The sequence below is a fragment of the Flavobacterium petrolei genome, from assembly GCF_003314435.2.
GTDB lineage: Bacteria > Bacteroidota > Bacteroidia > Flavobacteriales > Flavobacteriaceae > Flavobacterium > Flavobacterium petrolei.
Genome location: NZ_QNVY02000002.1, coordinates 52,156 through 76,910 on the forward strand (window position 1 = coordinate 52,156; position 24,755 = coordinate 76,910).

The following is a 24,755-nucleotide window of genomic DNA, read 5'->3' on the forward strand; positions in this document are numbered from 1 at the left end:
TTAATTTTACTGTGTAATAGAATCGTTGACGAAATACATTTTCATCATTCCTTTATTTTTGACTTCAATCTCGCCTCTATATTCACAATCAAAGTCATTTTTGATAATCTGATACGTATGTTCAGAAATATTAATTCTTCCTGGCTCAGAATTCGATTCCATACGGGAAGCAATATTTACGGTATCGCCCCAAATGTCATACGAAAATTTCTTGATCCCAACCACTCCGGCTACTAAAGGGCCAGTATTAATACCGATTCTTATTTTAAAATGAGTTTGGTTTTGTGTAATTAATTCTTCGGATATGTCCACAAACCGGGCAATTTCGAGTGCTGCGAGTGTCATTTTATAAGCATGATCTCCAGTCGGAAATGGTAAACCACCTGCGCACATATAAGCATCACCAACGGTTTTTATCTTTTCAAGGTTGTATTTTTCCATAATGGTATCAAATTTCGAGAAATAGTAATCGATGCTTTCCACTAGTTTCTCGGGAGGCAGTTTTTCAGCATAGTTTGTAAATCCTTCAAAATCAGTAAATAAAACCGTCACCGATTCGAATTTTTTAGCTTGTACTTTTCCGTTTTTCTTTAATTCAAGAGCCGTTTCTTCCGGCAAAATATTCAGCAATAGATTATTAGAACGATTTTTTTCTTCTTCAATAATGCTGTTCGTTTTTTTTACAAATTTATAGCGTCGGTAAAATCCGATTGTGATTACCAGAACTAAGAATAAAGAAATTGCTGTTATGTATATGATGTTTTGTTGTCTTTTATCTTTCAATTTCTGGATTTCCGAATCTTTTTCGAGTAAATCGACTTCAGTTTGCTTTTGTGAAACTTCATAATTCGTTCGTATATCCGCCATTTGTTGCATTGATTTTAGGTTGGTTAAGCTGTCCCTGTATGCAATATGATTCTTGTAATATGAGAATGATGCCGCCATGTTTCCAGTTTTCTGATACAGTTGTGACAGTTTCAGGTTAGCATTGCTGATTTGTTCTTTAAGTCCATATTTTTGAGCCAAGTTCAGACTTCGTTTAGCATAGCTGAGAGAAGTTTCCCAATCATTTAATGCTAAATAAATGTCAGACATGTAGGATAGGTATTCTGAAATGGCATAGTAATCTTTTAATTTTTCCAGAATTTTTATAGCTTTACTAATATAGGCCTTTGCAAGATTATTGTTGCCCAGTTTTGCATGAACCATTCCAATATTACCCAAACTATACGCAGTGCCAATTAAATAATTAGCCTTATCAAAAATGATACTTGATTCTTTGAAATATTTCAAAGCTAAATTGTATCTTTTGTTTTTGGAATATTCGTCTCCAGCATTTAATAATGCACTGGCTAACGATATAGAATCATCTGTCTTCCTTAATAAATGGATTGATTTTTTGTAGTAAATTTCGGCATTATCAGCATTCCCCATAATAGAATATACATCAGCAATAGACATGTAAGCCACGCCTTCGCCAATAATAAATTTAGCTTTGATTGCTGCTTCAACACTTTTGAAAAATGCGTTTAAGGCTTTGTCTAAATCGCCTCTGAGCCTATTTTTATTCCCTTTTTGGTAATATCCGCGATGTAGATACAAATAGTTTTTTTCTAACTGAGAGAGCGCAATAAGTTCATCGGCATATTTTAGTGACAATTCGAGATTATTAACTTCATTAAAAGATAAATTTCTCAGTAATTCTAATTTCTCAGAATTGGCCAGGCTATTTTTATGATAGATCTTCACAAGACTATCAGCCACTTTTTGATTTTGTGCAAAAGAACTTAGGAACTGGAAAAATATAAAAAATACAGAAAATAAGATTTTGACAAAATATTTAAAATCTCTTAAAAATATCATGGGTTTGCAGCTAATTTTGGATCGATGTGAAATGATTTAGAAGAATTTCCATCAGCATAAACACTAAAATTGATAGTGTATTTGTCGAGTTTATGAACCAAATTGGAATCATTTTTAACCTTAGCAACGGCGTTTCCGGATCTTCCTCCAGAGCCGTAAATGGTAGTAACATCAAAAAAGTTCAAATCTCGGGATTCCGGTTCGTTAAAAATACTGTCAATGGCAACGGAATAGCCTTTGTCATTTGTCAGACCAATCCATCTGACATCTTGGTTGAGGTATACGTTAGATAAAAAGTCTTTCAAAGTTCCGTTTGGAGATCTTCCTGAATTATCATCAGATAAAGAACAAGCGTTATCAATATCCTCCTGTGATGGATTACTCATTGCGTAAAGACTGCTGGCTTGAACAGTCAATGCGATTACTACTTTTTTGCCCATGATTGTTATATTTAAAATTTATAAAATAGTAACTTAAATAGACCATTATAGAATGAGGTAGCGGTAATTAATATATTGATATTTAGTGGTTAAGGGTCTGATTCTAATATCAAATTTAATATTTTTTTCAAGATCAACATCAGTTTACTATGCATGCATCACTAATGTAATTATCCATTTTTATATAATTATGAAATGGAAATCCGACAGGAATAAAATTGTGCATGAGACTATTTTATGAATACCAAAATAGAAAATTAAGAATACATGTACAAAAAAATAAATCAAATAAATATCTAAGTTGTTACTAGTCAGTAAATTGAAGTTTATTTGTTACTTTAGTAGAACCAAAGAATAGTAATTAAAATAGATCGTTATGATTACTGATCAAAATTCAATCAATTGGAAAAAAATATTTTGTTTTAAAAATATTAGTTTAAATTTAGTAGGAGTAGCCTTGATAACCCTTGCTTTAAAAGGTTTTATGATTCCAAATAAATTTTTGGATGGTGGAATTATCGGGATTTCAATATTGGTTCATGAAATTACAAAATGGCCTTTTGGAGTCTTGGTATTAATGTTTAATATTCCTTTTTTAGTCATTGGAAACCGAATGTTAGGTAAAACATTTGCGTTACAGAGTTTTTTGACCTTCTTGTTAATTGCTGTCAGTATGACTTTTTTAGATGTGGATCCCGTGACTTCAGATCCGCTTTTGATTGCTTTGTTTGGTGGTTGTCTTATTGGTTTAGGTATGGGTTTGTGCATCCGAAGTGGTTCTACAGCTGATGGAGTAGAAATCCTGGCGCTATTGACTACAAAAAAAATTGGGCTTAATGTATCAGAAGTTATTTTTGCATTGAATACATTATTGTTTCTTACAGCTGCATGGTCTTTTGGAATTTCTACGGCTTTGTATTCTATTGTCACTTATTTTTCAGCCGTAAAATCTCTGGATTATATATCCCATGGTTTAGAACAATATACTTCATTGCATATTATTTCTTCCAAAAGCGACTTGATTAAATCATTGATTGTCCAAAAATTTGGAAAAGGAATTACCGTTATCAAAGGAGAAAGAGGCTATTTACCAGACAAATTTGATGTCAAATTAGATTGTGATATTATTGTCACCGTGGTAACCCGACTCGAACTACTCCGAATTAAAGAAGAAATAAGAAAACTAGATCCTAAAGCATTTATGTTTATTCAGTATATCAAAGAGGCCAGTGGCGGTATTCTGCGAAGTATGAATTAACATTGATCTAATGCACTTATAATTAATGGTACCAGCGCTTACTATTCCAACTAATAGAAAAATAATAAGAAGTGGGAATTATGCAATAGGTTTAAAATGTAAGCTTGAATAAATTTCATAATTTTATAAAAAATTATAAATTATGATACCAACGAAGGGATATGCAGTACAGGATGCTAAAACGGATTTAGCTCCATGGAATTTCGAAAGAAGAGAATTAGGACCGCATGATGTGCAATTTGATATTCAGTTTTGCGGTGTTTGCCACAGTGATCTTCATCAAATAAAGGATGATTGGGGAGGAGCAATATACCCGATGGTTCCCGGACATGAAATTGTAGGGAAGGTGGTCAAAGTAGGAAGTCACGTAAAGAAATTTAAGGTAGGTGATTTAGCGGGAACAGGTTGTTTAGTCGATTCCTGCAGGACTTGTGAAAACTGTCAGGAAGGATTAGAACAGTTTTGTCTAAACGGTAGTACAGGAACCTATAATGCTTTGGGACAAGATGGAAAAACACCTACTTACGGCGGGTATTCGGATACGATTGTTGTTCATGAAGATTTTGTTCTACATATTTCAGACAAATTATCATTAGCTGCTGTAGCACCTTTATTGTGTGCCGGAATCACAACATATTCTCCATTGAGACATTGGAAAGTTGGAAAAGGACACAAATTAGCTGTTTTAGGACTTGGCGGTTTAGGTCACATGGCAGTAAAATTTGGTGTTGCTTTTGGTGCTGAGGTTACCGTCTTGAGTACATCCGCAAGCAAAGAAGCAGATGCCAAAAAATTAGGGGCTCATAATTTTATAGTTACTAAAGATGAAAAGCAATTGGCAAGTGTTGCGGGTTCTTTTGACTTTATTTTGGATACGGTTTCTGCACCACATGATTTGAATTTGTATTTATCTTTATTAAGAGTAAACGGAGTGCATATTTGTGTTGGAGTACCACCAACGCCTTATGAAATCCACGCTTTTAGTCTTATTGGAGGACGAAGAAGTCTTGCAGGTTCATTAATAGGAGGTTTACCTGAAACCCAGGAAATGTTGGATTTCTGTGCGGAACACGGAATTGTTTCTGAAATTGAAATGATTGATATCAAAAATGTGCATGAAGCGTATGACCGAATGACAAAAGGCGACGTCCGTTACCGTTTTGTTATCGATATGGCGACATTGTAAAGAGATTATAAAAGTAAAAACCCTAAACATTTTAATAATGTTTAGGGTTTTTTGTGACCTACTAGCAACCAATTTTCGAATCATTTTTATATAAGATCTGAAGCTTTTGAGTAGGTTATAATTTGTTTACTAAAGCGATTGAAGACATTAAATTTATTCTTAGGCCCATATGCACCTAAAATAAGCATGTCCAAACCAAAGGCTCACTTTTCAACCAAAACGAGTATGTATTTTTATATTACTTGTTGTTCTTTGATACTACTAAAAGCAATTTTCAAATCTGTCTTTAAATCTTCAATATCCTCTAAACCTACAGATAATCTAATTAAGTCTTTAGATACACCTGTTGCTATTTGTTCTTCATCAGATAATTGCTGATGCGTAGTACTTGCGGGATGAATAATGAGTGATTTAGTGTCTCCAATATTGGCCAATAATGAAAATAATTTGGTTTCATCTGCTACTTTTTTAGCCGCTTCAAAACCTCCTTTTAATCCAAAAGTCACTACTCCACTTTGTCCTTTTGGTAAATACTGTTGTGCTAATGCATAATATTTACTTGTTTTGAGCCCCGGATAATTAACCCATGCTACTTCTTCTTGAAGTTCTAACCATTGTGCTAATGCCAATGCGTTTTGACTGTGTTTAATAATTCGGAGCGGTAAAGTTTCTAATCCCTGAATAATCTGAAATGCATTGAATGGACTTAGAGCCGCACCATAATCTCGCAAACCTTCTATTCGGACTTTTGCAATAAAAGCTGCGTTGCCCAATACTTCGTTATACACTAATCCGTGATAACCAGCTGAAGGTTCCGTGAATTCCGGGAAGTTTCCATTCGCCCAATCAAATTTTCCTGCGTCAATAATCACACCTCCAAGAGAAGTTCCATTGCCGGAAATGTATTTTGTTAGGGAATGAATGACAATATCTGCTCCATATTGAATTGGATTTAATAAGTATGGAGAGGCAACTGTATTATCGACAATGAAAGGAACTTTCAGAGATTTAGCCTCTGAAGAAATAGCTTTCAAATCTAGAACGTCTAGTTTTGGATTACCTAATGATTCGACAAAAATGGCTTTAGTATTTGGTTTTGCTGCGTTTGTAAAATTAGATGGATCTGTAGGATCTACAAATGTCGTGGTAATTCCTAATCTTGGTAACGTAACTTTCAATAGATTATAGGTCCCGCCATAAAGACTGCTTGAAGCTACTATATGGTCCCCAGCTTTTAGTATAACCAAAAGTGTTGTAGCAATAGCTGCCGTTCCTGAAGCCGTAACCACAGCTCCAATTCCACCTTCTAAGGCTGCCAATCGCTGCTCTAAAATGTCATTAGTAGGATTGTTTAATCGGGTGTATATAAAGCCCGCTTCGGTTAGGCTAAATAAATTGGCAGCATGTTCTGAATTATTAAAAACATAAGAACTGGTTTGATATATGGGTACTGCTCTGGTTCCTGCATTTTTTGTTACATCGTGTCCGGCATGCAATGCGTTTGTTTCAAATTTTTGTGTGCTCATAATAGTTTATTTTTAAAGTAGTTAATAGTTAAAATTTAAAGCCTAATCGGGCAAAAACAAATCTTCCGTTCAAACCAAATTGTGAAACTGCTCTGGAATAGGCAAACTGATTGGCATTACTCAAATCAGCACTAGGTGATGGCGAAAGAGTTGGAGTAGTATTGGTAAATGATGGCGTTGCAGGATTGTTTCTGTCCGGATATACATCTCCAATATTATTAGCCCCGATTGTCAATCTGAATTTTTCAGAAACTTGGTAGCCAAATGATAAGTCAGTTACTATTTTAGCACTGTATTCCGGATGTTCGTAAACGGATGAAGATCCATCTAAATTCACATCTGTTGCACCAGGATCAGTAACGGCTCCGAAATAGCTGTTTCTGAAATAAATGTCTAATTTTTTGATGCCAAAAGTGGTTGCCAAATTCGCTTTAACCTTTGGAATCGCTTCTTCTAAATATACTCTGCTTGATTCTGGAAAAAAGGAATAGATATACGGTTCTCCACCAGCATCTATAATAGATTGAGGCACATTTAAACCGCCAACTCTTCTCGTTTGATTGTAACTAAGCGCAAAATCATTTTTGATGGTAAAATCTGGAATCACATTGTATTTGTGTGAAATAACTATGTCAATTCCTTTGGTTTCAGAGTTAATTCCGTTGGTCCAGAACGAAGCTCTTTCTACACCTTTCGTGTCAAATGCCTGTTGGAACAAAGTCAGTGCAGCTTGTTGCGTCGGCGTTGCTGATCCGCTTATTTGAGCATCTGAAGGCCTAGCATATTGTCCTGTTAATACAACACGGTCATCAATTCTAGTGAAATAAGCATCGGTTGCGATGGTTAAATTAGCAGATGGAATTTTAAACGTAAATCCAGTGCTCACACTTTTTGAAGTTTCCGGTTTTAAATTTGCCACACCAATACTATTAGCAGCGTCTGAATCATTTGTAAAATAACCTACCTGATACGGGGATCCATTTATAAATTGTGTTGAACTACTTTCAAAATATTTCTGTTGCAATGATGGTGCTCTAAATCCTGTTTGCCCTGAAATTCTCCAATTGATATTGCTATTTAATTTTAAAAGTGAAGCCAATTTAAAAGTAACCGTATTACCAAAATCGGAATAATTTTCATAGCGTAAAGCTCCGTTTACAAGCCAATTCTCAAAAGGATTTAATTCTAAATCCAGGTAAGCAGCAACACTTTTTCTGTTTTTTTCTTTCGCATCCGAAGGCTGAAATCCAGAAAATCCTTGTGCTCCTGCGCCTCTTTTATTTCCGAAAAAATCAGTCACGATCAGGGGAGAACTACTGGCTAGATTTCCTGAAACAAAATCACCATTGGTATTATATAAACCGTAAGAAGCTTGTTCACCCGCCTGAATTTCATAATTTTCATATCTAAATTCCCCACCAAATGCAACATTTAATCCTTGTAAGAAATCATATTTTCTAGTTAAATCCAGATTGGTTGTACTTTGTAAAAAAGATACTTTTCCTGCATCGAAAGAGGAGGGAGAGTTTACTCCCAAAGTCGCATTTATTGTATTATTGACATTGTATTGAAAAGAATTCGTTCCTAAATTAGAACTAATATCGGTATCAAAGCCAAATAAGTTTGTCGTAATTCCAATAGCAGAGGACACATCCAAAATTGTAGATTCTATTTCAGGTAAAAAACCATTTTGATACACTTGGCTAAAAGTTCCAGAGCCATTTGGAAGACGGTTAAAGGCATACGAATTACCGTTTCTATAAGAAACTCCACCAAATGAATACAAGGAAGTAATTTCATTTATGGGATATGCGGTATTGTAATACAGTTGTCCCGAAGCTAATTTTGACTGCCCAACGCTCATGTTGTAATCACTTCTCTGCTGACCTCTGTATGAAAGTTCATTATTAGTTACGTCAAAATTTAAGGCACTTTGTATTTGACTGATTGTTGTTGCAGTTGAAATTGTATTTTGTTGAGTAGAAGTAAAGTAATTTACTTGTGGTGCATATTGTTTAATTGTATTAATTATTTGACTAGAATTTGGTGTATTATTAATGTTACTAAACAAAGAATTGATAGCTGTACCGCCTTGTGCAGCTCTGTTTTCAACAGCATTGTAGGCATTAAAAATTGCGTTACTTCTTATACCAGCCCTGCTTGTAGCGTCCCTTGTAACGGCACTACCAGTGATATTAAGAAAGCTTTTTTCTTTTCCAAGAGAAGTTCCGTAATTTAAATCTAACTGTGCTGTTTGTCCGTCAATTCCTCCTTTGAAATTATTGGCTCCAGAGGATAAAAGCCCCCCATATTGTATCGTTCCTGAAATATAATTTGCGTCTTTTTTAAGTACAATATTTATAACTCCTGCAATAGCATCAGAACCATATTGAGCTGCAGCTCCATCTCTTAAAACTTCAATTCGATCAATAGCAAAAGATGGAATTGCGTTCAAATCCGTACCCACTGAACCTCTTCCTGGTGCACCATTGATGTTTACTAAAGCGCTTGTGTGTCTTCGTTTACCATTTACAAGTATTAAAACTTGATCTGGTCCTAAACCTCTCAATTGTGCCGGATCAATATGGTCTGTACCATCTGCAGTTGACGTGGGATTACTGGTAAATGAAGGTGCCACATAATTCAAAATTTGAGTTATACTGGTTTGTGGTGCTCCTTTTGTAATTTCAGATATATTCAAAATATCGATCGGTACAGGCACATCTGTTTTTACTCGGTTTTTGCTTCTGGAACCAATTACTATTATTTCAGATAATTCATTTTTTTTGATGGAGTCATTTTCCTTTTGGTTGATCTGGCTGTAAGTGGTTGAAAAGGCAACTAAGCTTACAGTTATTGCTACAATTTTTTTTGTTTTTTTCATTACTGATTGTTTGTTTTTTGTATTAGTACTTTTTTATTAATTTTTAATTTGGGCATAAAAAAACCCCTACGGTATGCAGAGGCTCTATTTTATCTTTAGAAATAATTACAATAGTAGCTCTGCGGGATTATCCGTCATCATGCTACACATATTGTAATTATTTAATTTCATTTGTTCTGTTTTTTTGATGAGGCAAATTTGCAAACTATTTTTTACTCCACCAAGAAAAATCATAATTATTTCATATAGTCTATGGATTTAATAGGATAGTTTCAAATTAACATTACAAGTAGTTTCAAACAAGCTTATTTTTTGGCACACTTATTTTTAAATTTAGGGCACTATAAGAAAAACCATGTGCGAATCAGTAAGGCTTAGTAGTGTTAATATGGCCTGGTACAGAATAGGGGTAATAAAGATGATAAAAGATTGAAGGTATAAAAAAGAAAAAACCCCTATTTTACAGGGGTTTTAGTTTCTTCGAAAGTTGACTACTTTCATATTTTGTGACCTTGACTGGATTCAAACCAGTAACCTCTTGAGCCGTAATCAAGTGCGCTATTCAGTTGCGCCACAAGGCCATTTTTTTGCTATTGATGTCTTAATTAAGGCGTCTTAGCGGGTGCAAATATAAGTATAAATGTGTAATTTGCAAGTCTAAAATTGTAAAAAAACAAAAAAATATGCCATTAAAAAAGTATATACGTGATATTCAGGGATTTCCTAAAGAAGGAATTTTGTTTAAAGACATCACTCCGTTGCTAATTAATCCCGAAGCAAGGAATAAATGCCTTGAAATACTGATTGAATCCTTGAAAGATAAAAAAATTGACAAGGTAATAGGAGTGGAAAGTCGTGGATTTTTCTTTGGAATGTTGATAGCTCAGGAATTGAATGTTGGTTTTATTCCAGTTCGAAAGCCTAATAAGTTGCCTTACGAAACCATTTCGGCGACTTATGATTTAGAATATGGAACAGATACTTTAGAAATTCATACCGATGCTATTCAAAAAGGAGACCGAATCCTGATTCACGATGATGTTTTGGCAACTGGGGGAACGGCAAGCGCAGTTTGCGAATTGGTGGAACGATTGGGTGGAGAAATCGTGCAATGCAATTTCCTGATGGAATTAGCTTTCTTGAATGGAAGAGCAAAAATTAAAGGAAATGAAATTTTTGCTGCAATTACGTATTAATCTAGCGCACGCGTCGTTACGTAGTACCTAAAACCAATAATTGCCATTTGCCATTTCTTGGCTTTTGCCAAATCCAAACGTTGCTTTGTGAAACTTGGTAAAATGACTTTGTTTATTTTGGCTAGAATTTTATACATAAGGTTTTATTTTGGACAAAGATATAAAAAAAGACGGTCTTGATTGAGACCGTCTAAATTGTGAATTTCTATTTATTTTCTTCCGTTAACTTTGGACTGGTATTCTTCCATTTGCTTTTCGTAGATTTTCATTTTCTTTTCAAAATTATCCATTTGCGCATGGAAAGGTTCCATTTTTTTGTCAAATTCAGCCATTTTTTTATCAAAGGCTTCCATTTCAGGTGCTAATGTTTCCATTTTTTTATTGAACTCTTCCATTTTTTTATCGAATTCTTTCCAAGCTTTTTTATCACCAGTGATAGGATCTCCTTTTGGAGCTTTCGGCGCTTTGGGAAAAACAGGTGCTTTAGGAGCTTTAAATTTAAAAGTTGGTGCAGTAGGAGGAGTTGGTGGCTCTGGTATCATTTCTTTCCCATCTAGATAGCTTTTAGTAATAATACGGATTGAGTTCTTAGTCGAAGTCCCCTCTTTTTGTACATTAACTGAACTTATATGATTTGGATTCATGCTTTCGGCCTCTAGCGCGCTTACTTTTTTTCCGTCAATAAAATATTCTGCATCACCAGGTATGCCATTTTTCTCTGTCTTAACCTTTGTAACTGTATAAGTATCTTTTGTTTTTTGACGTATAGTTACATTGTTAGGATCGACATTATCAAATCCCAAATCCGTTTTTTCTATATCAGAATTAAAAATACTTGTACTCCCTGTAGTTTTTCCTTTTGTTACAATTCTAATTATAGATTTGTTATTCTCCTTAATGACATCCATCGTTGTAATGTCATTAGGATTAGTGCTATCTAATTCCTCTTTGCTCACTTTTTTTCCATCAATAAAAATTTCTGTATTTCGATCAATACCTTCATTTTTAGAGTTATTGACTACGAGTGCTTTAATTTTTTTAATACTGTCTTTTTCTTGCTGGATTTCTAAAGTAGTGGTAATAGGATTTTTTAATTCCATTTTACTGGTTTCTTCTTTTACTTTTTCCTGAGCAACTACTTCAATTTGAAATAAAGATACAAATGCCACTAAAGCAGGAAGCACTATTGCATACTTCCAAGAATTCGATTTTTTTGATTGATTTTTGTTTAACATAACAATTCGTTTTTTGATTAATGATTGATAAAAATGATTAGTAATGGCAACACAATTTTCGTGTGTTGTTATTTTTAAAAGCGTGAACTGATACGCTTTTTTGTCGGATATTTTTTTGGTAGCTTCGCTGTCAGCAATGAATTCCAAGTTTTGTAAAATTGCTTTTTTGTATAACCAAATAAATGGATTGAACCAAAAAAGGATACAAAACAGTCTTGAAATCAATACATCAACAGTATGATTTTGTTCGCTGTGCACTTTTTCGTGTTCCAAAATATTTTCTAATTCGGAGCTGCTGTATAAAGACGAGTTGTAAACGATAGTATAAAAAAAAGAGAACGGAGCGAGGTTGTCTTGTAAGTCAATAAATTTAAAATCGGCTTGACGTTTTATTATTTTTCCTTTAAATACTTTTTGTAAACTGTAAAAATCAAGACCAAATTTAGTTAATAGAAACAATGCACCCATGCAGTACAGCACTGCTAATCCGAGATAAATATATTCTACTGTATGGTCTTCATTTACAGTTGTAGTTATGGGCAATGATGACCAATCATAATTTACAGGACTAGGTTCGACCCATATTATTTTCGTAAAAACGACTAATGGCAAAAGAACGGAAGTAAATAAACCCACTAATAGAAACCAACGATTACTATTGAAAAAGGTTTCTTTTCGCAACATAAAATGATAAGCCAAATAAAACAGTGCAATTAATCCACTGGATTTGATGAGGTAGATATATAATGCTTCCATAAATACTGTTGTTACGATAAAGTTTATATTTCCTCTTTTTGATTTTCAATCATGGCTAAAATTTCCCGTAATTCAGCGGCAGAAATTTTCTCTTCTTTGGCAAAATGCGAGACCATATTTTTATATGAACTGTTGAAATAATTATCAATAGCAGTATTCATAAAGCGCTTTCTATACTCTTCTAAAGTCACTATAGGATAATATTGGTGCGTGTTCCCAAAGGCATTGTGAGAAACAAAACCTTTTTCTTCGAGGTTGCGCACAATGGTTGAAAGTGTGTTGTAATGCGGTTGATCTTCTGTGATTTCTGCAAGGACTTCTTTTACGAATGCTTTTTTGAGCTTCCATAAAATGTGCATGATTTCTTCTTCTTTATTAGTCAGTTTTTGCATGATTTTTTTATTTAAATCAAACTTACAACTAATTTTGTAGTTACACAACTATAAATGTAGTTTAATAACTATTTTTATAGTTATTTTAACTTCTATCAGTAGTTTTTGGAATCTGGAAAATCTTTTGATCAGAGACGTTATTATGAAAATGAGGTTGCGTTAGGGATAAAAGCTAGCTACCGAAGTAGCGCGTATATCCCGACGATATAAAAAAAAGGGGCCAGTAACGATGTTGTTGCTAAGCCCCTTTTTTTATGGGGTCACGCCCAAAGAATGATAATCGAATTAGTTTTTTTCTTTTTGAACGAGTTTTTGCAGCCAGATGCAACCTGCGACTGATAAAATCCCTAAAGTTCCCATGACAAACCAGTTGGCTTGATAGCCAAAAGTGGCGATAATTTCTAATCCCGTCTTAGAACTCGCAATGTGTGCCAAGCTGAAACTCATTGTAAACAGTGCCATATAGCGACCTTCGTGTCCTTTTGGCGCTCGGCTTAAAGCGAAAGAATTGGAAAAAGGAAAGATGAACATTTCGCCAAAAGTGATAAAAAGGATACTCACAATTAATATTCCTGCCCACATATTAATCATTAAAACATAGAAACTTAGAGACATCAGTAACGAGCCCCAAAGAATAATTTTGAGCTTATCGATGTTTTTTCTTTGACTAATACTCACAATTGGCATTTCCAGGAAGAAAATCAGTAACCCATTTAAGGATAATAAAAGTCCGCTTTGAAACTCGGTTAAACCAAATTTTTCATTGTGGTATAAAGGCAAAGTGGTGAAAAGTTGAAAGAAAAGCATGGCCGTTATAAAACAGATAAAGAGAAAAATCCAAAATATCTTGTCTTTGAAAACGGAAGCAGGTATTTCGGTTTCGCTATTTGCGGAGTTTAAATCGGCTGGTTTTTTGCGCTCTTTTACTAGTAAGGTAAAAATTAATATTGAAATAATACAAGAACTTCCATCAACCCAAAACAATCCGCTGTAGCCTAAATTCATAATGATTAAACCTCCTAAAGCCGGTCCTGCAGTAAAGCCTAAATTTACGGCTAGTCGAACTAAAGTCAGTGCTCTGGTGCGATTTTCAGGCTTAGCGTAGGTCGCCAAAGAGACAAACATGGCTGGACGAAACATATCAGCAACGGTCATAATGACAAACATTCCAATACATAATCCCCAAAACGTTCGAATGTATTGTACAAAAAACAATAGGATTCCACTGGTGAATAAACTGAAAACCATGATTCTATAAAAACCTATTTTATCAGATAATTTGCCGCCAAGCCACGAACCAAGCATGGAACCAAAACCAAAAGCGACCATAATCCACCCGACTTGTGCATAGGAAAAATTCAAATCTTCTTTTAGATATTTGGACAAAAACGGCAAAACCATCGTACCAGCGCGATTGATAAAAGTGATGAGTGTAAGAATCCAAATTTCTCTGGTGAAGCCTTTGAAATTATTAATGTAACGTTGAAAAGCAGTTTGAAACATATAAAGAGTTATTATTTTGCAAAGGTAGAAAACTTTGTTCCGATGCGTCTTTGTGTCCTAGTAACTTTTAAACTATTTTTGCATAAAAATAAGAATATGAGAACGCTATTCACTTTGTTTATTTTATTACACTTGAATTTAGGCTTTGGCCAAGAAAAATTTGATGTTTCGGCTGTAACCAAATTCCAAACGGAATTGAACGAAGAATATGCGGATGCCAAGAAAAGTCCTTTGACTGCAGAAGATTTAGCAGAGTTCAAAACACTTGATTTTTACCCTGCAAGCGAAACTTTTTTTGTGGTCGCAAAGTTTCTAAGAACTCAAAAAGAGAAGCCTTTTGAAATGAAAACATCAACGGACAGAAAACCATTGTATGTCAAATACGGCGAACTTTCTTTTACAATTGATGGTCGGGATTTTAAACTGAACGTTTATAAAAACATTGAACTTTCCAAAAAGAAGGAGTATAAAGACTATTTATTTCTGCCGTTTTCCGATTTGACTTCTGGCAAGGATAGTTATATTGGCGGGAAATATATCGATTTAAGAATCCCAAAAGGAGATACGATTGTGATTGATTTCAATACATCGTACAATCCGTATTGCGCTTATAATCATAAATACTCCTGCCCAAAAGTTCCTTTGGAAAATGATTTGGATATCGAAATAAAAGCGGGAGTTAAAAAATTTCACGACTAATGGAATTCTTTAATTTGCATACGCATAAATGGACTAATCAACCGAATGTGCTGGAATTAGTAAATCAATATCCTCAGGAATTTGATGCAACAATTCCGAATTATTCCATCGGGATTCATCCTTGGTTTATCGTTGAAGAACGAATAGAAGCTGACCTTGCGATAATGGAAAGTAAATTACAAGAGGCAAATTGTCTCGCTGTGGGCGAATGTGGATTGGACAAACGCATTGAAATTTCGATGGAATTACAGCAAATGGTTTTTGAAAAGCAATTGCTTTTGGCACAAAAATATCAAAAACCAGTCGTGCTACATTGCGTTGCGGCTTTTCAGGAATTGATTGCAATTAAGAAAAAATTGAATATTTCAGTTCCAATGCTGGTTCATGGTTTTTCGAAAAATGTTCAGGTTGCTAAACAATTACTGGACAATGGATTTTATATTTCTTTTGGAAAATATTTATTGCTCAATCCAGAACTAGAAGCTGTTTTTAAAAGCGTTTCTGATAATCGATTTTTTCTTGAAACGGATACGGTTGAGGAAGGAATTGAGGCAGTTTATGAATTGGCAGCAAAATACAAAGGAATTTCTGTTAAAGAAATCCAGGAACTAGTGAATACAAATTTTAATGAAGTTTTTGATTTCAAAATTTTTCAAAAACATTAAACTTTAAACAAAATAACAATGGCAGAGTGGACAGAAAGAGCCGAACTTTTATTCAAAAAAGAAGGTTTAGATAATTTAAAAAATGCAAATGTATTGGTCGTAGGATTGGGTGGTGTTGGTTCTTTTGCAGCTGAATTTTTGGCAAGAGCAGGAGTGGGAACCATGACTATTGTAGATGGTGACGTAGTTGATATTACCAATATAAATCGACAATTACCGGCTTTACATTCGACCGTGGGACAACCTAAAGTTACTATTGTTGGAGATAGATTAATGGACATCAATCCAGAATTGAAATTGACGCGTGTGCAGGAATTTCTTTCGCCGGAACGTGCTTTCGAAATTGTTTCAGAAGAATTTGATTATGTTTTGGATTGCATTGATAGCGTGACTCCAAAGCTAAATTTGATTATTGGCGCCAAGCGAAAAAGAGTAAAAATTATAAGTAGTATGGGCGCTGGCGGGAAAATGGAAGCTTCTAAAGTTAAAGTAACGGATATCACGAATACCGTGAATTGTTATTTTGCTAAAACCATAAGAAGACGATTGAAAGAATTTAAAATTGACAAACTTAAAGTAGTTTTTTCTTCTGAGATTCAGGACGAATCGAGTTTGAAAATGACGGATGGTTCCAATTTTAAAAAATCATTTTACGGAACAAACAGTTACATGCCGGGATTATTTGGTTTGTATGCTGCAGAAACAGTGATTCGCTATTTACTTAAAAAATAGTGATCATAATTCAGTTATTTTAGTATTCAGTTCTAAAAATCTAAGAAGTCTTAAAATCTATAAAGTCTAATAATCTAAAAAAATGATACAAACCGTAATTTTTGACATGGATGGTGTAATTGTCGATACTGAACCCGTACACCGCTATGCTTATTTTAAACAATTTGATGAGTTGAATATTCCTGTAACGGAGGAAATGTACACTTCATTTACCGGTTTTTCGACTCGGAATACGTTTCAGAAATTGAAAGAAGTTTTTGTGATAGAGCAGGAAGTAGAAGATTTAATCCAGAGAAAACGGACCATTTTTAATGATGCTTTTGATAGTAAAGCAGATTTGGAATTACTGGAAGGTGTTGAAAATCTTATTAAAGAATTATATCAAAATGGCATGCAATTGATTTTGGCTTCTTCGGCATCCAAAGTTACTATTGAGCGTGTTTTTAGCAGGTTTAAATTGCATGAGTATTTTACGCATGTGGTAAGCGGTGAAGATTTTCCTAAATCAAAACCACATCCTGCAATTTTTGAACATGCCGCAAGTTTATCAATTGCACCAAAAGAAAACTGTATTGTTATTGAAGACAGTACGAATGGAATAAAAGCGGCGAAAGCTGCCGGAATTTTCTGTGTGGGATATAACAGTATTCATTCGGAGGCGCAAGATTTATCAGAAGCTGATGTTGTGATTAATCATTTTAATGAATTGGGTTTTAACACAGTTACCAATATTGATTCTAAATTAAGGAATAATTAACATTTGAAAGCCATTGAATTTGTAAATTTGAACACAAAAAAATTAAAAACATGAAAAAAATAATCATTGTATTTGCCATTATTATAGCAAATTTCACCATTGAAGCACAGGTAAAAACACCTCAATCCAGTCCGAAATCTACCATCATGCAAGAAGTAGGTTTGACAGCTGTAGAAATTAATTATTCAAGACCAAGTGCCAGAGGAAGAGCCGTTTTTGGAAATTTAGTCCCTTTTGGAAAAGTATGGAGAACCGGAGCTAATGAAAATACAACCGTATCTTTTAGTGACGATGTTGTTATTGATGGTAAAACCTTGAAAAAAGGAAAATATTCGTTGTATACAGTTCCAAAAATAGAAAGTTGGGAAATAATATTTTATAAAACTACTGATAACTGGGGGAATCCAGAAGATTGGAAAGAAGAAAATGTAGCGCTTAGAGCAACTATTAAACCAGAAACTTTAAATAAGAGTGCAGAAACATTCACTATTGGAATTAGCGGATTAGACAACAATTTTGCCTTTTTAGAAATATACTGGGAGAACTCGTATGCAGCTGTAAAATTTGAAGTTCCTACTCAACAAAAAGCAACTGCTAATATTGAGAAAGCCTTATCTGGACCAGCAGCAGCAGATTATTTTTCAGCAGCTCAATTTTTATTCCAATCAAATGGTGACAATGCAAAAGCATTGGTTTATGTAAATAAAGCGTTAGATATGTCTAAAGACAAACCGTTTTGGTACAACAGATTGAAATCATTGATTCAAGCCAAACTTGGAGATAAAAAAGGAGCAATCGAAACTGCAAAATTATCCCTTGCGGCGGCTGAAATTGCTAAAAACCAAGACTACGCAAAAATGAATAAAGATAGTATCGCAGAGTGGAGTAAGAACTAACTTACCCTCACTGTTTTATAATAAAATCCCGTCTCCATTATAGTTATAGAGACGGGATTTTTTATGCGCTATCCTGATATTTGGAAAACCATTTTTTTTATCAAGGATTTATATTCCAATTTTTGGGTGGTTTTAAATATTATAAATCAATTAACACCTCAAAATTTAATGAGATTCCGTAATTGCCTAATTTTGTTCAAAATTTGAAATTTATAATGACTAAAAATATTCCAATTTCTATATTAGAATTAGCAATAATTACAGAAGATAGTAATGCAAGCGAAACATTACAAAAAACAAAAGCGTTAGCTCAATTAGCTGACAGTTTAGGATACAACAGATTTTGGCTAGCCGAACATCATAATATGGCACATGTCGCCAGTACAGCGACGGTTGTTTTGATTGGTTATATTGCCAGTCAAACGCAAAATATCCGTGTAGGTTCTGGTGGTATCATGCTCCCCAATCATGCGCCGTTAATTGTTGCAGAACAATTTGGTACTCTTGAAATACTGTATCCCAACCGGATCGATTTAGGATTAGGAAGAGCTCCGGGAACTGATGGATTAACTGCACAAGCGATTCGGAAAGATTTCTTTGAGCAATCGCAACGCTTTCCTCAAAATGTTGCTGCGCTTCAGGAATTTTTCTCGGAGGATAATGCTACTGCAAAAGTGCGTGCTTTTCCTGCCGAAGGAATTAAAGTTCCCATTTGGATTTTAGGTTCCAGTATGGATAGTGCCGCCTTGGCTGCTGCCAATGGATTGCCGTATGCTTTTGCTGGACATTTTGCACCGAAACAGATGTATCAGGCATTTCAATTTTACCGAGATAATTTTGAACCTTCGGAATATTTAGACCAACCCAAAACGATGGCGTGTGTAAACGCAATAGCAGCAGATACTGATGAAGAAGCCGAAAAATTGTCGACTAGTTTGACTCAAATGTTTCTGAATCTGATTCGGAATGACAGAAAGCCATTGCAGCCGCCGGTTGATTCATTAGATGGAATTATGAGCGAAGAAGAACATTTTCATGTGAACCAAATGACTGCTTGTTCATTTGTAGGAAGCAAAAAGAAATTAGAAACAGAATTGAAGCAATTTATCGAATATACACAAATTGATGAATTGATGATTACCAGTCCAATTTTTGATCATGACGATAAATTGAAAAGTATTCGAATCATGAAAGAAGTTATCGATAACATGAAATAGTATTTGATAGTTTTTTAATAAAAAAATCCCTGCAATGTAAGTTGCAGGGATTTTTTATAGAAATCATATTAATAATTAACAATTCATCATTGAAAATTAATTATTTAAGGCTTCCCACCATATCTTCGGGTTTAACCCAAGCATCAAAATCTTCTGGAGTTACGTATCCCAAACGAACAGCTTCTTCTTTTAAAGTTGTTCCATTTTTATGTGCAGTTTGAGCAATTTCAGCTGATTTGTAGTAGCCAATTTTAGTATTCAAAGCCGTAACCAACATTAATGAATTGTCAACCAATTCTTTGATGCGTTTGTAGTTAGGTTCGATACCTTGTGCGCAATGTTCGTCAAAAGACATACAAGCATCACCAAGTAATCTCGCTGATTGTAAGAAATTTGCAGCCATCAATGGTTTGAAAACGTTCAATTCATAATGTCCTTGCATTCCTCCAACAGAGATTGCAACATCATTCCCCATCACTTGCGCGCAAACCATCGTCAATGCTTCACATTGTGTAGGATTTACTTTTCCTGGCATTATAGAAGATCCAGGCTCGTTTTCTGGAATAATGATTTCTCCAATTCCGGAACGTGGTCCAGAAGCTAACATACGAACGTCATTGGCAATTTTATTCAATGAAACCGCCAGTTGTTTTAAAGCGCCGTGTGTTTCTACAATAGCATCGTGTGCTGCTAATGCTTCAAATTTATTTTCGGCAGTTACGAATGGATGTCCAGTAAATTCAGCGATATATTCCGCTACTTTTACATCATATCCTTCTGGAGTGTTTAGTCCGGTACCAACAGCAGTTCCGCCTAAAGCCACTTCTGATAAGTGTGCCAATGTGTTTTTAACCGCTTTCAAACCGTAGTTCAATTGCGCTACATATCCTGAAATTTCTTGTCCTAGTGTAAGTGGTGTAGCATCCATTAAATGCGTACGACCTATTTTCACCACATTGTTGAATTCAACTGCTTTTGCATGTAGTGTATCTCTTAATTTTTCAACTCCGGGAATAGTAACTTCTACAACTGCTTTGTAGGCCGCAATGTGCATTCCTGTTGGGAAAGTATCGTTTGAAGATTGCGATTTATTCACATCATCATTGGCTTTAATGAATTGTTCGCCTTCGCCAATGTTGAATCCTTTAAGAACTTGCGCACGATTTGCAACTACTTCATTTACGTTCATGTTACTTTGTGTACCTGAACCGGTTTGCCAAATCACCAATGGAAATTCATTATCTAATTTTCCAGCTAGGATTTCATCACAAACGGCAGCAATGGCATCGCGTTTTTCTGCTGGTAAAACTCCTAAATCACAATTGGCGTAAGCCGCTGCTTTTTTAAGATAAGCAAAACCTTCAATTATTTCCTTTGGCATAGAAGCCGATGGACCTATTTTGAAGTTGTTTCTTGAACGTTCTGTTTGTGCGCCCCAATATTTATCAGCTGGAACCTGCACTTCACCCATGGTGTCTTTTTCTATTCTGAATTTCATTTTGTTGTTATTTAGAAATAATTATATTGTTTATTACGTTTTTAGCCCTGATGGGAGTGAAAATCCTTTTCTTTTTACTTTCAAAAAGAAAAGATTGGAGTGTACAGCGGGAAATAGCTCCAAATTCTGAGCTCAAAAATACGGATAATTCCTTTTTTATAAAAATTGATTGATAGTTTTTATAGTTTTTTATTGGTAAGAAAAGGAATTAAACATACATTTGTGGCTACATTCAAAATTCCGGAAAACATGTTTGAATTTTCACAGTACTTAGGCTTTTTACTTTTCTTAACCATTCTTACTATAGGATTTTGGTTGATGTTTTTTCTAGTTGGTTTCGTATCCTATTGGGTAGGTGGAGCAAGTTGGGAAGCATACAAGGAGAAAAGAGCAAAAAAGAAGCAAGAACAATCAGTTTAATCTTTTTGTTAAATAAAAAAAGGACTCATTTTTATGGGCCCTTTTTTTTATGTTTATACTTTTTGGACGTGCAAATAAAAACTGGACATAATCTTATAGTCTGTTTAAATGCATTTTATTGGTATTGCTGAAACTTACACTGGAATAATTCCATACTTTTTCAGATCTATCACAGATTATGGATTAGAATTTTATTAATTTTGCGGCTTTTATTTGACTAACCTTATAGGCGAAACCGCCAATAATAGTCTGTAAATAATTTTGAATATCAGCACAGATAAAAAATTATTTGAAAGATATTTTTTTAATTATTTTTTTAGCATTATTTCACATTAAAAACTAAAATACATTCATGAAATACTCAAGATTAACAAAAGAGCAATTTGAAGAATTAAATCAGGAATTCAGCACTTTTTTAGCCACTCAAGCGATTGATAAAGCGGAGTGGGATAAAATAAAAGCTGAAAAACCAGAAGTCGCGGAACAAGAATTAGACGTTTTTTCTGATTTAATCTGGGAAGGTGTTCTTTCTAAAGCAACGTATTTAGAACATTTTTCTAAAAACCATATTTTCCTTTTTCATTGTTTTGATACGTACGTTCAATCGATAGTTTTAAAATCGTTAGTTCCTGAAGTTGATTTTTTAACAAAGGACGGATTGCAATGGCTTAGCGATAATATGTTTACGGAAACTATAGAAATGAAAATTGGAAAAAAAGAGTTTACAGAAGAGCGTAATACTTCAATTTTTGAATTGGTACAACAAGGTTCGTTTTTAAGTGATGGTCTTTTATACCAGCAAATAAATGAAATTATGACATCATAATTGTATTGTCATTTCTTTTAAATTGGTTATTTTAGTACACTTTTTAAAAACTAAAATAGCCAATTTTATTTTCTATGGATATTCAAAATACGATTCAAAAACTAAGGGAAGAATTAAATCAACACAACTACAATTATTATGTGTTAGATACACCCACGATTTCCGATTTTGAATTTGATTTAAAATTAAAAGAACTCCAGAATTTAGAAAATAAATATCCAGAATACTTTGACGAAAATTCCCCTTCTCAAAGAGTAGGAGGTACAATTACCAAAAATTTCCAAACTGTTGCTCATGAACACCGAATGTATTCTCTTGATAATTCGTATTCTAAGGAAGAATTAATCGATTGGGAAAAACGCATTCAAAAAGTTTTAGGAGATGTTCCATTAGAATATACATGCGAATTAAAATACGATGGAGCTTCTATTAGCATTACCTATGAAAACGGAAAACTAAAACGCGCAGTTACGCGAGGCGATGGTTTTCAAGGTGATGATGTGACGAACAATATCAAAACTATAAAATCGATTCCTTTAGAGTTGAAAGGCAATTTTCCCGATAAATTTGATGTTCGTGGTGAAATCATTTTGCCTTTTGCCGGTTTCGAAAAAATGAATCAGGAATTAATTGAAATTGGAGAAACGCCATATTCTAATCCAAGAAATACGGCTTCCGGGAGTTTAAAATTGCAAGATAGCGCTGAAGTTGCAAAAAGACCTTTGGATTGTCTTTTATATTTTTTAATTGGAAATAACCTGCCTTTTAAGTCGCAATTTGAAGGCTTGGAAACTGCCAGAACATGGGGATTCAAAGCACCGAAAGAAGCAAAACTGGCACATAATTTAGACGGAGTTTTTCAATATATAGATTATTGGGATACGCACAGGCACAATCTTCCTTATGAAACGGATGGTGTCGTGGTAAAAGTAAATTCTTTTCATTATCAGGATGAATTGGGTTTTACCGCCAAATCACCTCGTTGGGCAATTGCCTATAAATTCAAATCAGAGCAGGTTTCTACAAAATTAAATTCTATTTCGTACCAAGTTGGTCGGACTGGTTCTATAACTCCAGTAGCTAACTTAGAGCCTGTGCAACTAGCCGGAACTATAGTAAAACGCGCTTCTTTGCACAATGCAGATCAAATTGAGAAACTCGATATTCGGGTTGGAGATACTGTTTTTGTAGAAAAAGGAGGGGAGATTATTCCAAAAATTATTGCCGTTGATTTAAGCAAACGCCCAGAAAATACAGAGCCAACAAAGTACATTACACAATGCCCGGAATGTCAAACTGAATTAGTGAGAAGTCAAGGCGAAGCAAACCATTATTGTCCTAACTTTTATGGTTGTCCACCCCAGATTATAGGGAGAATCCAGCATTTTATTTCAAGGAAAGCAATGGATATAGAAGGACTTGGAGGCGAAACAGTAGCTTTGCTTTTCAATAACGGATTGGTTCATAATTATGCTGATTTATATGAATTAAAAGTAGAGCAAATTCTTCCTTTGGAACGGATGGCCCAAAAATCTGCTGAAAATTTGGTAAACGGTGTCGCTAATTCAAAAAACATTCCTTTTGAGAGAGTTCTGTTTGCACTTGGAATCAGATTTGTTGGAGAAACAGTGGCTAAAAAATTGGCTAAACATTATAAAAGTATTGATACATTGCGTCAGGCTACATTGATGGATTTGATTCTGGTGGATGAAATAGGGGAACGAATTGCGCAAAGTGTGCTTGATTTTTTTGATAATCAGGAAAATCGAACTATCATTGATAGACTTAAAGAACAAGGAATACAATTTCAAATTATTGAAAAAATAAATCCAAATGCAACCAATAAACTTTCCGGAAAAACCTTTGTAGTTTCCGGTGTTTTTGAGAAATTTTCAAGAGATGATTTGAAAAAAGCGATTGAAGATAATGGAGGGAAAGTAGGAAGTTCCATTTCGGCAAAAACGGATTATCTTATAGCGGGCGATAATATGGGCCCTGCTAAATTAGAAAAAGCTAATAAACTCAATATTTCCATAATCTCTGAAGATGATTTTATGAATTTAATAAATCAAATGGATGCGTCTACTAACTAAAAAGTATAATCTTATACCGGAAAATACAATCGTATTTTTTTTGTTTTCTTTTGCAATTGTAGAGGTTCTAGCAGAATTATTTTCATTCAAAATGATTTTGTTTGCATTTAGACCTTTAGTTGCTGCTTTGCTAATTTATCTTTATTGGATTACCTCCAAGGAAAGAAATGAGTTTTTTTTTATAACTATCTTTTTTTTGTTGCTTACCAGTATATTTATTATTTCAGAATCACAACTTTTTTTGGTGTTGGGGTTAGCCGGAATTATAGTTCATAGAATATTACTAATTGTTTATATTGTAAAGCTAAACAAGGTCAAAGATTTTATACCAATACTTATAGCAGTAATTCCTTTTATATTTATTTTTTCTTATTTGCTTTCTATTTCGGATGGAATTCCAGAGGGAAGTTATTACGCTTTGTTAGTCCAAAATATATTAGTATCCATTCTTGGTGGAGTTATTTTATCTAATTATTTTATGAATGAAACTACAAATACACCTTGGCTGTCAATCTTTGGAGTACTATCTGTAGGATTATATTTTACCGTTTTTATCGAGAAACTTTTTTTAAATAACCTGCCCCCAACTTATTTTAGACCATTGGGAATGGTTTTGTATGTAACAAGTTATTATGCTTTTTACAAATTTGTCATTGATGTAGAAAGATTGAATACCGAGTTAAAAGCAAATAACGAATAGAGTAAGAGACTTT

At 34.2% G+C, this 24,755-nt stretch carries 22 protein-coding genes and 1 tRNA gene; 13 read left to right on the forward strand and 10 right to left on the reverse strand.

Going from position 1 to position 24,755, the window contains the following annotated elements; all coding sequences use genetic code 11:
* Positions 1-6: 6 nt before the first annotated feature.
* Both DR871_RS06680 and DR871_RS06685 read right to left on the reverse strand, forming a co-directional pair.
* The gene (locus tag DR871_RS06680; protein WP_242497082.1) at positions 7-1,764 is read right to left on the reverse strand and encodes an adenylate/guanylate cyclase domain-containing protein; all 1,758 of its coding nucleotides are present in this window, start codon (positions 1,762-1,764) and stop codon (positions 7-9) included.
* Positions 1,765-1,859: 95 nt separating this feature from the next.
* The gene (locus DR871_RS06685) at positions 1,860-2,303 is read right to left on the reverse strand and encodes a hypothetical protein (RefSeq protein WP_113665992.1); all 444 of its coding nucleotides are present in this window, start codon (positions 2,301-2,303) and stop codon (positions 1,860-1,862) included.
* A gap of 376 nt (positions 2,304-2,679) precedes the next feature.
* Between DR871_RS06685 and DR871_RS06690 the strand changes: the two genes are divergently transcribed.
* Positions 2,680-3,561 (forward strand): YitT family protein, encoded by an 882-nt coding sequence (locus DR871_RS06690; protein WP_113665991.1) that lies wholly within the window; start codon positions 2,680-2,682, stop codon positions 3,559-3,561.
* Between the two features lie 142 nt (positions 3,562-3,703).
* Positions 3,704-4,747 carry an NAD(P)-dependent alcohol dehydrogenase gene (locus DR871_RS06695; RefSeq protein WP_113665990.1) on the forward strand — a complete coding sequence of 348 codons (1,044 nt, stop codon included), beginning with the start codon at positions 3,704-3,706 and terminating at the stop codon, positions 4,745-4,747.
* A 233-nt stretch (positions 4,748-4,980) separates the two neighbouring features.
* Here DR871_RS06695 and DR871_RS06700 read toward each other — a convergent pair whose 3' ends face one another.
* The 3 genes from DR871_RS06700 to DR871_RS06710 all read right to left on the reverse strand — a co-directional run bounded on the left by DR871_RS06700 (position 4,981) and on the right by DR871_RS06710 (position 9,738).
* On the reverse strand, positions 4,981-6,273 hold the full coding sequence (locus tag DR871_RS06700) for an O-acetylhomoserine aminocarboxypropyltransferase/cysteine synthase family protein (RefSeq protein ID WP_113665989.1): 1,293 nt from the start codon (positions 6,271-6,273) through the stop codon (positions 4,981-4,983).
* Positions 6,274-6,301: 28 nt separating this feature from the next.
* The gene (locus tag DR871_RS06705; protein WP_113665988.1) at positions 6,302-9,157 is read right to left on the reverse strand and encodes a TonB-dependent receptor plug domain-containing protein; all 2,856 of its coding nucleotides are present in this window, start codon (positions 9,155-9,157) and stop codon (positions 6,302-6,304) included.
* Between the two features lie 507 nt (positions 9,158-9,664).
* Positions 9,665-9,738, reverse strand: a tRNA-Arg gene (locus DR871_RS06710).
* Positions 9,739-9,840: 102 nt separating this feature from the next.
* Between DR871_RS06710 and DR871_RS06715 the strand changes: the two genes are divergently transcribed.
* Positions 9,841-10,353 (forward strand): adenine phosphoribosyltransferase, encoded by a 513-nt coding sequence (locus DR871_RS06715; RefSeq protein ID WP_113665987.1) that lies wholly within the window; start codon positions 9,841-9,843, stop codon positions 10,351-10,353.
* Here the strand turns inward: DR871_RS06715 and DR871_RS06720 are convergent.
* The 4 genes from DR871_RS06720 to DR871_RS06735 form a co-directional block, all read right to left on the reverse strand.
* On the reverse strand, positions 10,350-10,490 hold the full coding sequence (locus DR871_RS06720) for an SsrA-binding protein (protein WP_113665986.1): 141 nt from the start codon (positions 10,488-10,490) through the stop codon (positions 10,350-10,352). The two genes, DR871_RS06715 and DR871_RS06720, sit on opposite strands and share 4 nt — an antisense overlap.
* Before the next feature lie 72 nt (positions 10,491-10,562).
* Positions 10,563-12,344 carry a M56 family metallopeptidase gene (locus tag DR871_RS06725; protein WP_113665985.1) on the reverse strand — a complete coding sequence of 594 codons (1,782 nt, stop codon included), beginning with the start codon at positions 12,342-12,344 and terminating at the stop codon, positions 10,563-10,565.
* Between the two features lie 23 nt (positions 12,345-12,367).
* Positions 12,368-12,736: a BlaI/MecI/CopY family transcriptional regulator gene (locus tag DR871_RS06730; protein WP_113665984.1), complete on the reverse strand. Its 369-nt coding sequence runs from the start codon at positions 12,734-12,736 to the stop codon at positions 12,368-12,370.
* 285 nt (positions 12,737-13,021) lie between these two features.
* Positions 13,022-14,239 (reverse strand): MDR family MFS transporter, encoded by a 1,218-nt coding sequence (locus tag DR871_RS06735; RefSeq protein ID WP_113665983.1) that lies wholly within the window; start codon positions 14,237-14,239, stop codon positions 13,022-13,024.
* Between the two features lie 96 nt (positions 14,240-14,335).
* On the opposite strand from DR871_RS06735, the gene DR871_RS06740 reads away from it, so the two are divergent.
* The 6 genes from DR871_RS06740 (at position 14,336) to DR871_RS06765 (ending at position 19,205) form a co-directional block, all read left to right on the forward strand.
* Complete coding sequence (locus DR871_RS06740) at positions 14,336-14,938, forward strand: DUF1684 domain-containing protein (protein WP_113665982.1); 603 nt, start codon at positions 14,336-14,338, stop codon at positions 14,936-14,938.
* Complete coding sequence (locus DR871_RS06745) at positions 14,938-15,603, forward strand: TatD family hydrolase (protein ID WP_113665981.1); 666 nt, start codon at positions 14,938-14,940, stop codon at positions 15,601-15,603. The genes DR871_RS06740 and DR871_RS06745 overlap by 1 nt, the downstream gene beginning before the upstream one ends.
* Positions 15,604-15,621: 18 nt before the next feature.
* Entirely contained in the window at positions 15,622-16,335 is a 714-nt protein-coding gene (locus tag DR871_RS06750) for a tRNA threonylcarbamoyladenosine dehydratase (RefSeq protein ID WP_113665980.1), read from the forward strand.
* An 82-nt stretch (positions 16,336-16,417) separates the two neighbouring features.
* Positions 16,418-17,092 (forward strand): HAD family hydrolase, encoded by a 675-nt coding sequence (locus DR871_RS06755; protein ID WP_113665979.1) that lies wholly within the window; start codon positions 16,418-16,420, stop codon positions 17,090-17,092.
* 50 nt (positions 17,093-17,142) lie between these two features.
* Complete coding sequence (locus DR871_RS06760) at positions 17,143-17,988, forward strand: DUF2911 domain-containing protein (RefSeq protein WP_113665978.1); 846 nt, start codon at positions 17,143-17,145, stop codon at positions 17,986-17,988.
* Between the two features lie 215 nt (positions 17,989-18,203).
* A complete protein-coding gene (locus tag DR871_RS06765; RefSeq protein ID WP_113665977.1) occupies positions 18,204-19,205 on the forward strand; it encodes an LLM class flavin-dependent oxidoreductase in 1,002 nt (333 codons plus the stop codon).
* A gap of 100 nt (positions 19,206-19,305) precedes the next feature.
* Here DR871_RS06765 and fumC read toward each other — a convergent pair whose 3' ends face one another.
* Positions 19,306-20,703 carry a class II fumarate hydratase gene (fumC, locus tag DR871_RS06770; RefSeq protein ID WP_113665976.1) on the reverse strand — a complete coding sequence of 466 codons (1,398 nt, stop codon included), beginning with the start codon at positions 20,701-20,703 and terminating at the stop codon, positions 19,306-19,308.
* 222 nt (positions 20,704-20,925) lie between these two features.
* On the opposite strand from fumC, the gene DR871_RS06775 reads away from it, so the two are divergent.
* From DR871_RS06775 to DR871_RS06790, 4 genes are all read left to right on the forward strand, one after another.
* Positions 20,926-21,123: a hypothetical protein gene (locus DR871_RS06775; protein ID WP_165150931.1), complete on the forward strand. Its 198-nt coding sequence runs from the start codon at positions 20,926-20,928 to the stop codon at positions 21,121-21,123.
* Between the two features lie 352 nt (positions 21,124-21,475).
* Positions 21,476-21,949, forward strand: coding sequence for a DUF6495 family protein (locus tag DR871_RS06780; protein WP_113665975.1), 474 nt, complete (start codon positions 21,476-21,478; stop codon positions 21,947-21,949).
* A 74-nt stretch (positions 21,950-22,023) separates the two neighbouring features.
* Positions 22,024-24,042, forward strand: coding sequence for an NAD-dependent DNA ligase LigA (gene ligA, locus DR871_RS06785; protein ID WP_113665974.1), 2,019 nt, complete (start codon positions 22,024-22,026; stop codon positions 24,040-24,042).
* The gene (locus DR871_RS06790; RefSeq protein WP_113665973.1) at positions 24,026-24,742 is read left to right on the forward strand and encodes a hypothetical protein; all 717 of its coding nucleotides are present in this window, start codon (positions 24,026-24,028) and stop codon (positions 24,740-24,742) included. The genes ligA and DR871_RS06790 overlap by 17 nt, the downstream gene beginning before the upstream one ends.
* The last annotated feature ends 13 nt before the right edge of the window (positions 24,743-24,755 follow it).